13 protein-coding genes are annotated in these 12,325 nt (G+C 70.4%); 2 read left to right on the top strand and 11 right to left on the bottom strand.

Annotation, left to right across the window (positions count from 1 at the left end; genetic code table 11):
* On the bottom strand, nucleotides 1-705 hold the full coding sequence (locus ACWA14_RS15605; RefSeq protein ID WP_463795323.1) for a polyamine aminopropyltransferase: 705 nt from the start codon (nucleotides 703-705) through the stop codon (nucleotides 1-3).
* 150 nt (nucleotides 706-855) lie between these two features.
* Between ACWA14_RS15605 and ACWA14_RS15600 the strand changes: the two genes are divergently transcribed.
* Nucleotides 856-2,175, top strand: coding sequence for an MFS transporter (locus ACWA14_RS15600; protein ID WP_463795322.1), 1,320 nt, complete (start codon nucleotides 856-858; stop codon nucleotides 2,173-2,175).
* Nucleotides 2,176-2,196: 21 nt separating this feature from the next.
* Here the strand turns inward: ACWA14_RS15600 and ACWA14_RS15595 are convergent, their stop codons facing one another.
* The 6 genes from ACWA14_RS15595 to ACWA14_RS15570 all read right to left on the bottom strand — a co-directional run bounded on the left by ACWA14_RS15595 (nucleotide 2,197) and on the right by ACWA14_RS15570 (nucleotide 7,385).
* A complete protein-coding gene (locus ACWA14_RS15595) occupies nucleotides 2,197-2,859 on the bottom strand; it encodes a hypothetical protein (protein WP_463795321.1) in 663 nt (220 codons plus the stop codon).
* Between the two features lie 108 nt (nucleotides 2,860-2,967).
* The gene (moaA, locus tag ACWA14_RS15590; protein WP_463795320.1) at nucleotides 2,968-4,065 is read right to left on the bottom strand and encodes a GTP 3',8-cyclase MoaA; all 1,098 of its coding nucleotides are present in this window, start codon (nucleotides 4,063-4,065) and stop codon (nucleotides 2,968-2,970) included.
* Between the two features lie 71 nt (nucleotides 4,066-4,136).
* A complete protein-coding gene (locus ACWA14_RS15585; RefSeq protein WP_463795319.1) occupies nucleotides 4,137-4,364 on the bottom strand; it encodes an RNA-binding S4 domain-containing protein in 228 nt (75 codons plus the stop codon).
* A gap of 82 nt (nucleotides 4,365-4,446) precedes the next feature.
* The gene (locus ACWA14_RS15580) at nucleotides 4,447-5,280 is read right to left on the bottom strand and encodes a hypothetical protein (RefSeq protein WP_463795318.1); all 834 of its coding nucleotides are present in this window, start codon (nucleotides 5,278-5,280) and stop codon (nucleotides 4,447-4,449) included.
* A gap of 115 nt (nucleotides 5,281-5,395) precedes the next feature.
* Nucleotides 5,396-6,715 (bottom strand): HAMP domain-containing sensor histidine kinase, encoded by a 1,320-nt coding sequence (locus ACWA14_RS15575; RefSeq protein WP_463795317.1) that lies wholly within the window; start codon nucleotides 6,713-6,715, stop codon nucleotides 5,396-5,398.
* Nucleotides 6,708-7,385 (bottom strand): response regulator transcription factor, encoded by a 678-nt coding sequence (locus tag ACWA14_RS15570; protein ID WP_463795316.1) that lies wholly within the window; start codon nucleotides 7,383-7,385, stop codon nucleotides 6,708-6,710. The genes ACWA14_RS15575 and ACWA14_RS15570 overlap by 8 nt, the downstream gene beginning before the upstream one ends.
* Nucleotides 7,386-7,479: 94 nt before the next feature.
* On the opposite strand from ACWA14_RS15570, the gene ACWA14_RS15565 reads away from it, so the two are divergent.
* On the top strand, nucleotides 7,480-8,040 hold the full coding sequence (locus tag ACWA14_RS15565) for a dihydrofolate reductase family protein (RefSeq protein WP_463795315.1): 561 nt from the start codon (nucleotides 7,480-7,482) through the stop codon (nucleotides 8,038-8,040).
* Here the strand turns inward: ACWA14_RS15565 and ACWA14_RS15560 are convergent.
* Genes ACWA14_RS15560 through ACWA14_RS15545 form a run of 4 tightly spaced genes read right to left on the bottom strand, consistent with a single transcriptional unit; the run spans nucleotide 8,019 to nucleotide 12,254 of the window.
* The gene (locus ACWA14_RS15560) at nucleotides 8,019-9,026 is read right to left on the bottom strand and encodes a serine hydrolase domain-containing protein (RefSeq protein WP_463795314.1); all 1,008 of its coding nucleotides are present in this window, start codon (nucleotides 9,024-9,026) and stop codon (nucleotides 8,019-8,021) included. The two genes, ACWA14_RS15565 and ACWA14_RS15560, sit on opposite strands and share 22 nt — an antisense overlap.
* Before the next feature lie 7 nt (nucleotides 9,027-9,033).
* Complete coding sequence (locus tag ACWA14_RS15555; RefSeq protein WP_463795313.1) at nucleotides 9,034-9,957, bottom strand: carbohydrate ABC transporter permease; 924 nt, start codon at nucleotides 9,955-9,957, stop codon at nucleotides 9,034-9,036.
* Entirely contained in the window at nucleotides 9,957-10,913 is a 957-nt protein-coding gene (locus ACWA14_RS15550; protein ID WP_463795312.1) for a carbohydrate ABC transporter permease, read from the bottom strand. Before ACWA14_RS15550 ends, ACWA14_RS15555 begins: the two co-directional genes overlap by 1 nt.
* Before the next feature lie 57 nt (nucleotides 10,914-10,970).
* Nucleotides 10,971-12,254, bottom strand: a complete 1,284-nt coding sequence (locus ACWA14_RS15545; protein ID WP_463795311.1) for an ABC transporter substrate-binding protein — start codon at nucleotides 12,252-12,254, stop codon at nucleotides 10,971-10,973.
* Nucleotides 12,255-12,325: the final 71 nt, after the last annotated feature.

Genomic DNA, 12,325 nt, shown 5'->3' with positions numbered 1-12,325 from the left:
TCAGCGACGAACCCCGACGTACACCGTGTTCGACGACACCCCGCCCGTGAGGCGGTTGTCGAAGTCGACCACATGAGCGCGGGTGTCGTCGAAGACCGCGGCGAGCGTGGTCAGGAAGTCGTCGTCGGGCGGATCGTCGGACCACAGTGCGAAGACCCCGCGGTCGTACAGATGCCGCGCGAGCGCGGTGAGCCCCGCCTCCGTGTAGAGATCCGCATGCGTGGGGTCGAGCGTGTGGCGCGGCGAGTGGTCGACGTCGAGCAGGATCACGTCGTATCGCGGAGCCGCGGCATCCGGAGCCTGTCGCATGACCGCGAAGAAGTCGTCGTGGGTCAGCGTCGTGCGCGCATCGCGCACGAGCCGGGCCGACACCGGCAGGAGCTCCCGTTCGTGCCACCCGATCACCGCGGGGAGCGCGTCGATCACCTCGAGCCGGGCCACGCGCTCATCCCCGAGCGCGGTGACGGCGGTGTAGCCGAGCCCGAGCCCGCCGACGAGGACGCTCAGATGGTCGCCCGAGCCGGCCGCGAGACCGAGCAGGGCCAGTTCCTCCTCGGCGACGGTGAACAGGCTCGACATCAGGTACTCGTCCTTGAGCTTGACCTCGTAGATCATCTCCGCCGTGGCGGGGTCGGCGCGGCGTCGCAGCACGAGCTCGCCCATGCGCGTCTCCTGCCAGTCGAGCTCTTCGAACCGTGCGATCATTCCGTGGCCTCTCGTCGACAGCTCTCCCACCCTACGCACTCGCGACGCCGCGGCCGGAATGGCCGGGGTTCGCGGTCTCGGAAAATACACTGGACCTCAGAGGCGGACCCCGTCCCGTGACCGCACGTGAGAGGACGAGGTGCACCACCCATGAAGGAAGCCCCCGCCGCCCCGCAGACCATCTCCGGACGCGGCTCGACCGCCGTGATCGTCGCCCAGCTTCTGTTGCGCACGGCATCGGCGGCCGGCGCGCTCGCCCTGGGGGCGTACTTCGTCGACCTGTCGCGCGACGGCGCGCCCGTGGGCGCGGTGCTGCTCGGTCTGCTGTCGGGTCTCAGCTTCCTCGCGGAACTCGTGCTCGCCCCGATCGCCGGGTCCGCGAGCGACCGTCGGGGCCGCCGCCTCTTCCTCCTCGCCGCTCCGCTGCTCGCGGGCGCCGGCATCCTGCTCACCCCCGGAGCCTCGCTGATCGCGGCGGCCCCCTCGATCGGGCTGGTCGTCGTGATCGTGGGAACCGCGCGACTTCTCGACGGCGCAGGCTCGGCCATCTCCGCCCCCGCCACGCTCGGACTCCTGGCGGATGTGAGCGACGGCGACCGCATGCGCCGCGGTCGCGTCACGAGCATGTACGAGCTGTCGTCGTCCGGGGGCATCGCGCTCGGTGCGGTCGCGGGTCCGCTGCTCTACGGGGCCCTGGGACTGTGGGCGTTCGTCGCGCTGGCGGGCGTCTACGCGCTCGCCGCCGCCCTCGTGTTCGTGTTCGTCCGCCCGGGCGCCGTGCCGACCCCGGCCCAGCGGAAGGCGAGCGCCACGGTGCTCGACCGCATCCGCGTGCTCGCCCAGCCGCGCCTGCTCGCGTTCCTCCCGGCGTGGATCGCCGTCAACGCGATCCTCGGCACCTGGGTCACCTCGCAGATCACCTTCGTGCTCGCGGGCGATCGGACCGACCCCGATCAGCTGTTCCCCGGTGCCTTCGCGGGCAACGAGGCCGGGCTGTCCGCCGTGCTCGGGATCTACGTCCTCGTGTTCAGCCTCTGCATCGTCGCGTGGTCGTTCTTCATCGGCCGCCTGCCGACCGTGCCCACGCTGTTCTTCACCGTGTTCGGCGCGGTCATCGCCTCGGTCGGGCTGCTGCTGGCGAACCGGGGGCTGCCTCTCGCGATCGCCCTGCCCCTGGTCGTGATCGGCATGTTCCTCGAGGCCGGGTTCACGCCCGCGGCGCTCACCCACCTCAGCGACATCTCGTCCGACTTCCGGGGCGACCGCGGCCTCATCATGGGCGTGTACTCGGTCGTGGTGGGCGCCGGCTATCTCCTCGGGAACATCCTCGGGGGTGTCTTCGCCGAGTGGATGCTGTTCGACGGATTGGCGCTGCTGACGATCATCCTGGCGGTCGTGGCACTCGTGTCGATCGCCGTCATGTTCCTGATCGAGCGCCGGATGTCGCGGACCGGTCAGCCATCGGCGTGACGCGATCCGCGCCCGGCGCGGTCAGAGCAGCAGCTGGCTCAGCGGACCCACCAGGTACCGCAGCGAGTAGGCCTCCCACACGGCACCGACGACGAGCAGTGCGAGCGCCGGCAGGGCGAGCAGCCCCAGCTGACGCAGCCCTCGCACGTATCCCTGGCGCCGGTTCTTCGCCTGGGCGGTGCGGGGGAACAGCCAGTACTTCCCGACGAGATACGCGCCCAGCAGGAAGAGCACATAGGCCTGGAGCTCGATCAGGAACGTGAGGGAGTGCGGGATGAGTGCGACCCACGCGACGTCGGAGCTCGGTACCAGCGTGATCCCGGTCGTGACCGCCCAGTGGCCGAAGAACGCGAGGCCGGCGAAGGGCACGATCAGCGAGGGCAGCACGATGGTCAGGGCGCTGAGGCGGAACAGGTTCACCCCGAGGATCGTGAGCGCGAACAGCGGGGGTGTGTCGAAGATCCGGCGCACCAGTTCGCCGGTGCCGTCCTCCTCCAGTGACGCGGCCCGCGCGGCCACCAGGTCGGGGAAGACGAGACCGATCGCGAAGCCGAGGAAGGCGAGACCGTAGGCGCCGGCGTTGAGGAGGAGGTACACGCGCAGGTTCTCGCGGACGACCCGGAAGGGACGTCGCCAGAACCGCACGCGCTCGGGATGGTCGAGGGAGATCTGCGGCGTTGTCATCCCTCCATCGCACTCCATCGCCCGTGTCGTGCGTAGTGCGCCGGTGTCACGAGAGGGCATGACATCGTGTCACGTCGCGGAGCTTCTCTCCGCGACGAGGGAGCGGGCTCAGCCGCCGATGTAGCTCATCTCGATGCGCGGCCGTGCGGCGCGCAGCTCGGGCGTCAGGCTGGAGCGGATCTCGGAGTAGCGGTCGTCGCGCGCGCCCCAGATCGACGCCATCGCCGCCGACAGCTCCTCGTCGTCGACCCCGCTGCGCAGCAGGGCGCGCAGATCGTGCCCCTCGGTCGCGAACAGGCAGGTGAAGAGCCGGCCCTCGGTCGAGATGCGGGCACGGTTGCAGGTGCCGCAGAACGCGTTGGTGACCGAGGAGATCACGCCGATCTCACCCGTGCCGTCGGCGTAGCGCCACCGCTGGGCGGTCTCGCCCGTCGATGCCGGGGAGAGGGGCTCGAGGGGGAACAGGGCGCCGATGCGCTCGACGATCTCTGCCGAGGAGACGACCTCGTCGAGCGACCAGCCGTTGGACGTGCCGACATCCATGTACTCGATGAAGCGCAGCGTGTACGGGGTGCCCTTGAACCGGGTCGCCATGGCTTCGATCTCGCCGTCGTTCAGCCCGCGCTTGACCACCATGTTGAGCTTGATCGGCCCGATGCCGGCGTCGTGGGCGGCGTCGATGCCTTCCAGCACCCGCGCCACGGGGAAGCGCACGTCGTTCATGCGCTGGAACAGCTCGTCGTCGAGGGAATCCACCGACACCGTGAGCCGGTCGAGCCCGGCCTCCTTCAGCGCCTGTGCCTTCACCTTCAGCGCCGACCCGTTGGTGGTCAGCGCGATCTCGAGCTTCCGGCCCTCGGGCGTCCGGATCGCGGCGAGTCGGGCGATGAGGTCCTCGATGCCGACACGCAGCAGCGGCTCGCCGCCGGTGAGGCGCAGCTTGCGCACACCGTGGGCCGCAGCGATCCGGGCGATCCGTTCGATCTCGTCGAAGCTGAGCAGCTCATCACGGTCGAGGAAGGCGTAGTCCTTGCCGAACACCGCGCGCGGCATGCAGTACACGCATCGGAAGTTGCAGCGGTCGGTGACGGAGATGCGGAGGTCGCGCAGCGGCCGGTCGAGCGTGTCGAGCAGCGTGCCGCTGGAGGGGAGGCGGACAGCGCCGGCCGACGAGGAGCCGGCGGCGGGAGCTGGTGTGATCGACATCGCCCACCCCTTTCGATTGTGGCAACCGTAACATCCGGGGGTGGGGAGGGGGCCGGGTGACCGGGGGTGCGCTACGGCCGGACGCGCACCGTGCGGCCCTCGAAGGTGACCAGGTCGCCGTCGTGCAGCTGACGGCCGCGGCGCCGGTCCACGTCGCCGTTCACACGCACATAGCCGTCGATCACGACCTCCTTGGCGTCGCCGCCGGAGTCGAGCAGACCCGAGAACTTGAGGAACTGTCCGAGGCGGATCATCTCGCCGCCGATGGAGATGTCGTCGATCCGCGCCGAGTTGCTCATCCCTGAATGCTAACCGCCCGAGCGCCCGCCCCCGCACGCACGAACGGCCCGCCTCGATCGAGACGGGCCGTTCCGGGCACGATCAGTCGTCGCTGTCGGTGCCGACGACGGCGAAGTCCGCCCCGAAGTCGATGTCGATCGAGCGGTTGTCGCTCGTGAGCACCGAGGCGTCGTAGGGGCTGACGTCGTCGGAGTCCACATCGAGGTCCGTGATCATGCCGTCGGCTTCGGCCAGGGCGGCCTCCACGAGCGAGCGGATGGTCGCGTCATCGAGAACGAGCGACGGGCCGGTGTCGTCGTCGTCGGCCGGGTCGGTCGAGGTCACGGTGCCGGCGAGCTCGGCGTCCACGCGCACCTCGGTCTCGTCGCCGTTCGCCGCGGTCAGCTGCACCTCCCAGGTGCCGTCGCGCTTGGCGTCGATCGAGGTGACGTCGCCCTCCGCCGCTTCCCGCGCGGCCGCCGCGATGTCGACGAGCTCGTCGGCGGATGCGGTGCCGATCCCGGTCACGGGGCCGCCGCCGTTCGCCGGGCCGCCCTGGCCGTCGCCGGGACCCTCGCCCCGGTCCTCGCCGCGGTCGTCGCCGCGCGGGCCCTCGCGGTCGTCGTCGTCGTGCGCGCCCTGCGACATGCCGGGGCGGTCGTCGTCATCGCCGAACTCGTCGCCGATCGCCGCTCCGACGGCGACGCCTCCGCCGGCGAGGATCACGGCCGCGGCGATGCCGCCACCGATCAGGAGGGCGCGCTTGCGGCCCGGCTTCGCGGGCTGCGCAGCCGGAGCGGCGGCGGGTGCGGCCGCTGCGGGGGCGGCGCCGGTCGCGGCATCGGGGGCCGGAGCGACGGGCACGGTCGGGGCATCCGGAGTGTGACTGTTGACGTGCTCGGGGGTCTGGTCGGGAGTGGGTGTCTTGTCGTCCATGCAAGGATCGTCTCGCGCCACCGCTGAAGCCATCCTGAAGCGTCCTGAAGGCATCTTCAGGAAGAGCAGGATGCCGCGCTCCCGCGCGTTCGGGCGGTCTGATCGGGCGGTCTGATCAGGCGGTGGACGCCGGCAGGGTCACCACGAACCGTGCCCCACCCCAGCGGGAGTCGTCGACGACGACCGTGCCCGCGCTCGCGGCGGCGATCCCCCGCACGATCGCCAGCCCCAGCCCGCTGCCGCCCGCGTCGCGGCTGCGTGCCTCGTCGAGCCGCACGAAGCGCTCGAAGATCCGCTCGCGCTCCCCGGGGGGAACCCCCGCGCCGTCATCCTCCACGGTCAGGAACACCCAGCCCTCCGCGGGCGTCACCCCGATCGCGACACGACCGGCGCTGTGCCGCGCGGCATTGTCGGCGAGGTTGCGCAGCAGCTGGCCGAGCAGGCGCGGATCGCCGTCGACGCGTGCCGCCCGGATGCCGGAGCCGTCGACCTCGATCCCGGCCGCGCGGAGCCTGCGCACCTCGGCGAGGGCGAGGTCGTCGAGGTCGATCGCCTCGACCAGCGTTCCCGCTCCCTCATCGAGACGGGCGAGCAGCAGCAGCGACTCCATGATGCCCTGCAGGCGCAGGCCCTCGTCCGAGACGATCTCGGCGAGCTCGCCGATGCTCGTGGCCCCGGGGTGCGCCTGGGCGAGCTCGGCGTGCTGGCGGATCGTGGCGAGCGGGGAGCGCAGCTCGTGCGAGGCATCCGACACGAACCGCCGCTGTGCCGTGGCCGAGGCGTCGAGCCGGTCGAGCATGCCGTTCATGGTGGTGGCCAGCGCCGCGATCTCGTCCGCCGAGTCGGGCACGGCCACGCGGCGGTCCAGATGCTCGGCGGTGATGCCCTCGACCTCGGCGCGGATGCGCGTGACCGGTCGCAGTGCCCGGCCCGTGACCAGCCAGGTCGTGGCGGCGACGAGCAGCAGCAGCAGCGGGAGTGCCACGGCGAGCAGGAGCGCGACCGTCGACAGCGTCTCGGCGTCGTTCTCGGCCGACACCGCGAGCACGATCGTCTGGTCGTCGTCGGCCTCATCCGACACGACCAGCCAGGGCTCGCCGTCGATGTCGATCGTCTGCGGATCGTCGGAGACGGGCAGCGGCGTCGACCCCCGCGCATCCCTGGCCTCTTCACTCGCGGCGCGGACCTCGCCGCCGCGTCCGATGATCTGCACGATCTCGTCGTCGAGCGAGCCGAGCTCGCGGCGATCCGGACCGCCCAGGCGCTCGCCGAGCTGTTCGAGGCGCTGCTCCGCTGCGCGCTCCGTGCTGCCGTGCACGCTCGCACTCAGCACGCCGTAGAACGAGACGGCGCCGACGAGCAGTGCGATCGCGACGACGAGCGTGGCGCCCAGCGTGGTGCGCGCCCGCACCGAACGCCACCCGCGCCTAGCCACCGTCGGCCGCCAGACGGTACCCGGCGCCGCGGATCGTCTCGATCGCCTCGCGTCCGAAGGGCTTGTCGAGCTTGCGACGCAGGTGCCCGACGTAGACCTCGACGATGTTCGGGTCGCCGTCGAAGTCGTCGTCCCAGACCCCCTCGATCAGCGCTCGCTTCGAGATCACCTGACCGCGGTGCCGCAGGAGGTGCTCCAGCACCGAGAACTCGCGGGCGGTCAGGGTGATCGGCACCTCGCCCCGCCACACGCGGTGCGCCGCCGGATCGAGGCGCAGATCGCCGGCCTCGAGCACCACGGGACGCGCGATGGCGCCGCGCCGGATCAGCGCGCGGATGCGGGCGACGAGGATCGCGAACGAGAAGGGCTTGGTGACGTAGTCGTCGGCGCCCGTCTCGAGCGCCTCGACCTGATCCCACTCGCCGTCCTTGGCCGTGAGCATGAGGACCGGCGTCCAGTTCTCCTCGGCGCGCAGCGCCTCGCACACCTTCCAGCCGCTCATGCCGGGCATCATGAGGTCGAGCACGATCGCGTCGTACCGCGTCTCGCGCGCGCGCCAGAGTCCGTCGGTGCCGTTGTGGGCGACGTCCACGGCGAAGCCCTCGGCCTCGAGCCCCCGGCGCACGCCGTCGGCGAGGCGCACCTCGTCGTCCACCACCAGGATCCGCATTCCTCCAGTGTGGCGGTCCGACGCTGAATCGGGGCTGAAGCGGCCCCGCCCACGAGCCCTTCCGCTCGCGGAGCGCCCGGAGTACCGTCAGGGCATGGCGCGCCTCATCTACTCCATGATCACGTCGCTCGACGGGTACGTCACCGGACCGCACGGAGGGTTCGACTGGGCGATCGACCCCGAACTCCACGACTTCATCAACCAGCACTTCGCCGACGTGAAGACCTATCTCTACGGGCGGCGCATGTACGAGACGATGGTCTACTGGGAGACCGCGCATCTCGAGCCCGACCAGGAGCAGATCGGCATCGACTACGCCCTCGGCTGGCAGCAGGCCGACAAGGTCGTGTTCTCCAGGACGCTGATGGAGGTCTCCAGCGCCCGCACCCGCATCGAGCGGGAGTTCGACGCGGACGAAGTGGCCCGCTGGAAGGCCGAGTCGGACCATGACTTCTCGATCGACGGGCCGACACTCGCCGCCCATGCCATCCGCGCCGGCCTCGTCGACGAGTTCCAGCTGTTCATCGGACCGGGCATCGTCGGCGGCGGCATCCGCTTCTTCCCCGACGACGTGAGCGTCGAGCTCGAACTGCTCGAGGAGCGTCGCTTCTCGGGCGGCGTGATGTTCCTGCGCTACGGGGTCGTGCGTCCCTGAGGGCGGGCGTCGTCGAGCGATCGCACGAACTCCCGGCGCACGGCGGCGAGGTCGGCATCCTCGCGCGACGGGTGCACGCGGTTCGTGAGCAGGACGCCGAAGGCGCCCGTCGCCGGCACCACCGCGAGACACGTGCCGGTGAACCCGGTGTGGCCGACGGCATCCACCTCTCCCATCCAGCTCGCGTCGCGCACCCGCAGGCCGACCGCCTGCTCGTACCCGGTCGCGGTCGCGGCGGGCGTCGTCAGGAGGTGGATGCTCCCGCTTGACAGCACACGCCCGCGGGAACCCACGCCGTCGTCGCGGATCGCCCGCGCGAGGGCGGCGACGTCGTGCAGCGTGCCGAAGAGTCCCGCGTGTCCGGCCGGGCGGGCGAGCGCGTGCGCCAGCTCGTCGTGCACCTCGCCGCGCACGAGTCCGCGATGCGGCTGCACCTCGGTCGCCACCGACAGCTCGGCCGACGGGGTCCAGGTCAGGGTGGTCGCCCCCAGCAGGTCGGCGGCCTCCGCGACGAGCTCGGCGAGCGAGCGACCGGAGACGCGCTCCAGCAGCTCACCCACGGCGATGAATCCCACGTCGGAGTAGAGGTGCGTCTCACCCGGCTCCGCGCGCAGCGGCGTGCGCAGCACGGCGGCGCGCAGCTCCTCCCCGGTGAGCCCGGTGCGCCAGGCACGCCCCTCGGCGGGGAGCCCGGAGGTGTGGGTCAGCAGATGCCGCAGCGTGATGCGCTCGGCCTGCTCCCCGGCCCCGACGCGCATCGCCCGCGCGACCGGGGCGTCGAGGTCGAGGGCGCCGGACTCCACGAGCCGCAGCGCGGCGACGGTCGTGAACACCTTCGTGAGCGAGGCGAGGTCGAACAGGTGCTCCGTGCGCAACGGCGTGGGGTCGCCGTGCGCCGGCGTGCCGAGGAGCGTCGGCTCCTCGGCATCCGTCGCCCCGGTGCTGCGCAGCGACGCCCAGGCGGAGCCGGGGGCGCCGTTCACCACCGGGCGCTCACTTGCTCATGCCGGACGTGAGCCCGTTGATGATCTGCTTGGTCGCGAGCAGGAACAGCACGATCAGCGGGATCGTGGCGATCGTGAGCCCGGCGAACAGCTGCGGCCAGTCGGTCGAGTACTCGCCGAAGAAGCGGGTGAGTCCGACCGGCAGCGTGTACGAGTCGCGGTCGCGCAGCAGGATCAGCGGGTAGAAGAAGTCGTTCCACACCGGCACGAAGCGGAACACGATCACGGTCGCGAGCGCCGGACGCACGAGCGGCAGCAGGATCTGCAGGAAGGTGCGGAAGGGGCCGGCGCCGTCGATGCGGGCCGCCTCCTCCAGCTCGATCGGCAGCGCCCGGAAGAACACCGTCAGCACGAAGGTCGTGAACGGGATGCCGAGGGCGCCGTAGACGAGGATCAGGCTGAACACGTTGCTGGTCATCTTGAGCGAGTCGAGCAGGTAGAACAGCGGCAGGATCGCGAGGTGCACCGGCAGCATGAGACCGGACAGGAAGACCGCCTCGATGCCACGGAAGAACTTCGCCCGAGCCCGTGCGAACGCGTACGCGGCGAGCACCGACACGACGGTCGTGACGATGACCGAGCCGACCGTGACCGTGATCGAGTTGAGGAAGTAGGTGTCGAAGGAGGCCGTGATCCACGCGCTCTGGAAGCTCGTGAACGTCGGCGGGACCGGCAGCCCGAGCGGCTCGGTCGCGATCTGCTGCTGCGTGCGCAGGGAGTTGTTGACCATGAGCAGCAGCGGGCCGATGGCGACGATCGCGTAGCCCCAGAGGAACACGTTCGCGAACAGGCGTCCGATGAACGGCGTGTCCGAGGTGCGGCTCGTCCGGCGGCGGCGGGGGGCGTCCGGCCGGGCGCCGGACACGATGGCCTCGGTGGTCGGCTCGGTGCGGGGTGCGGTGGCGGTGCTCATCAGAACATCTTTCGTTCGGCTCGACGCATCGTGGAGGTGATGATGACCGAGATCACCATGATGAAGATGAAGAGGACGGTCGCGAGAGCGGAGGACACCCCGATCGAGTTCGGGTTGCCCGACTCGAAGGCCGTGCGGTAGAAGAGCAGCATCATCACGTCGGTCGATCCGGCGGGCGCGCCGTTGGAGCCGGCGAGGGCGAACGGGATCGCCATGGCCTCCATGCTGCCGATGAACGTCAGCACGGTGATGATGCCGATCGTGGGCGTGAGCATCGGCAGGGTGATGTAGCGGAAGCGCTTGCCGGCGGTCGCGCCGTCGAGGGCTGCGGCCTCCTCGATCTCCTCCGGGATGCCGCCGAGGGCTGCGCCGTACAGCAGGATCGGGAAGCCGATCCACTGCCAGGCGCTGACGAGCACGATGACCCAGATCGCGAGCTGGGGGTCGCCCAGCCACGGCAGGGCGAGACCCTCGAGGCCGACCCCGCGCAGGATCGCGTTGACCGGGCCGAACAGAGGCGACAGCATGAGGGACCACAGGTAGCCGATGACCATCGGACTGACGAGGTAGGGCAGCGCGAAGATCGTCTGGAAGAAGCGCTTGGTGCGCTTGCGGCGGTGCAGCAGGGTGGCGATGCCGAGGCCGAGCGAGTTCTGGAAGACGAGCGCGCCGACGAAGAGCAGGAGGTTGTGTCCGAACGCGTTCCAGAGCTCCGACGCGTAGGGCTCCTTGGTCAGGAGGGTGATGTAGTTGCCGACACCCGCGAATCCGCCCTGCTTGGTCCCCTGCCAGTCGAAGAAGGAGTAGCTGAGCGCGGCGAGCATCGGGTAGAGGATGAGCACCGCGAACAGCGCCGCGGCCGGGAGGACGAACAGCAGAGCGGTCGGGGTCGTCAGAGCGATCCCCGCGCGCGAGCGCCGGGTCTTCTCCGTGCGGAGGGGGAGGGTCAGAGCCATGGTGTCTCTTTCACTGCGTGGGGGGAGCGCCGCGAACGGCGCTCCCCCCACGGTCGGTCAGGATGCGGGCGTGAACCAGGTGGAGACGCCGGACTGCAGGTCGGATCCGAGCTGCTCCGGCGTCTTGTCGCCGAGGAACATCGCCTGGATGTCCGGGCCGAGCACCGCGGTGCCGGTCGGGTCGCCGTAGCGGAAGTCGACGAGCAGCAGGTACGGCGCCGGGTTGGCGGTGTACTGCTCGTTCATCTCCTGCATCAGCGGGTCGGAGTACTTCACGCCGGGGAGGGCCGAGAACTGGTCGACCTCATCCGCGACGAGCTGACCGAACTCGGTGGTCGTCATCCAGTTGAGCAGCTCGGTCGCCGCCTCCTGCTGGTCGCTCGAGGCGTTGATGCCGAAGCTGCCGTCGGCGTAGCCGGGCGTCACCGCGTGGTCGAGCGCGCTGCCGGGGGCCGGCGGCACCTCGTACACGCCCCACTCGGTGTCGGGCGCCGAGTTCTGGAACGTGGGGAGGTCGAACGATCCGCCGGGCCACTGCGCCGCCTGGCCGGAGGTGAACTGCAGCACGGCGTCGGCGACGGCGATCGCGTTGACGTTCTTGTCGAGGTACTTCTGCATGTCCTTGACGATCTCGAGCGAGGAGACGTACGCCGGGTCGGTGAAGTCGGCCTCTCCGCTGAGCACCTTCTCCTCGAAGTCGGCGCCGCCGTAGTTCGCCGAGCCCACGATGTCGTGGAACATCGGCAGCACCCAGTCCTCGCGGGCGCCGAGCGCCATCGGGGTGACGCCCTCGGCCATCAGCTCGTCCTGCAGCGCGATGAACTCGTCCCAGTCGGTGGGCTCTTCCAGGCCCATCTCGTCGAACATCGTCTTGTTGTAGAACATCTGCATGGTCTGGTACGCGAAGGGCACGCCGTAGGTCGCGCCGTCGTCCTTGCCCTGCGCCGCACGGAGCACGGTGGGGTCGAACTGGTCGAGTCCGTCGACGATGTCGTCGATCGGCACGATCTGCTCGGACTGGATCGCGGGCTGGATGCCGCCGTAGGCGCGCAGCATCGCGATGTCGGGTCCGTCGCTGCCCTCCAGGCCCGTGGCCAGGATCTGGTTGTACTCGGTGGGCTGGTACCCCTCGAACTCGATGGTCACGCCGGGGTGCGACTCTTCGTACTTGTCGAAGACGGCCTCCCACTTCGGCGAGGACGATGCCTGCCAGGACCAGATCGTGAGGGTGACGTCCTCGGCGCCCTCGCCACTGGATGCCGCGGGGGCGCAGCCGGCCATGGCAACGCCCGTGACGAGGAGACCTGCGGTGAATGCAAGTCGGGTGGTGCGGTGTCGCATGGGATTCCTCTCGGTTGGATGAGTCGTCGGCCGGACCGGGACGCCTCTGCTGTGAAAGCCTCTGGCCCTAC

Source organism: Microbacterium sp. TW_SC_2, from assembly GCF_055361165.1.
Note: the sequence above shows the minus strand (reverse complement) of the source record. Positions and strands in the feature narration are given on the sequence as shown.

Excerpts from the sequence above, each read along its gene's own strand:
- ACWA14_RS15605 (WP_463795323.1), bottom strand. The coding sequence starts at position 705 with ATGATCGCACGGTTCGAAGAGCTCGACTGGCAGGAGACGCGCATGGGC.
- ACWA14_RS15600 (WP_463795322.1), top strand. The coding sequence starts at position 856 with ATGAAGGAAGCCCCCGCCGCCCCGCAGACCATCTCCGGACGCGGCTCG.
- ACWA14_RS15595 (WP_463795321.1), bottom strand. The coding sequence starts at position 2,859 with ATGACAACGCCGCAGATCTCCCTCGACCATCCCGAGCGCGTGCGGTTC.
- moaA (WP_463795320.1), bottom strand. The coding sequence starts at position 4,065 with ATGTCGATCACACCAGCTCCCGCCGCCGGCTCCTCGTCGGCCGGCGCT.
- ACWA14_RS15585 (WP_463795319.1), bottom strand. The coding sequence starts at position 4,364 with ATGAGCAACTCGGCGCGGATCGACGACATCTCCATCGGCGGCGAGATG.
- ACWA14_RS15580 (WP_463795318.1), bottom strand. The coding sequence starts at position 5,280 with ATGGACGACAAGACACCCACTCCCGACCAGACCCCCGAGCACGTCAAC.
- ACWA14_RS15570 (WP_463795316.1), bottom strand. The coding sequence starts at position 7,385 with ATGCGGATCCTGGTGGTGGACGACGAGGTGCGCCTCGCCGACGGCGTG.
- ACWA14_RS15565 (WP_463795315.1), top strand. The coding sequence starts at position 7,480 with ATGGCGCGCCTCATCTACTCCATGATCACGTCGCTCGACGGGTACGTC.
- ACWA14_RS15555 (WP_463795313.1), bottom strand. The coding sequence starts at position 9,957 with ATGAGCACCGCCACCGCACCCCGCACCGAGCCGACCACCGAGGCCATC.
- ACWA14_RS15550 (WP_463795312.1), bottom strand. The coding sequence starts at position 10,913 with ATGGCTCTGACCCTCCCCCTCCGCACGGAGAAGACCCGGCGCTCGCGC.
- ACWA14_RS15545 (WP_463795311.1), bottom strand. The coding sequence starts at position 12,254 with ATGCGACACCGCACCACCCGACTTGCATTCACCGCAGGTCTCCTCGTC.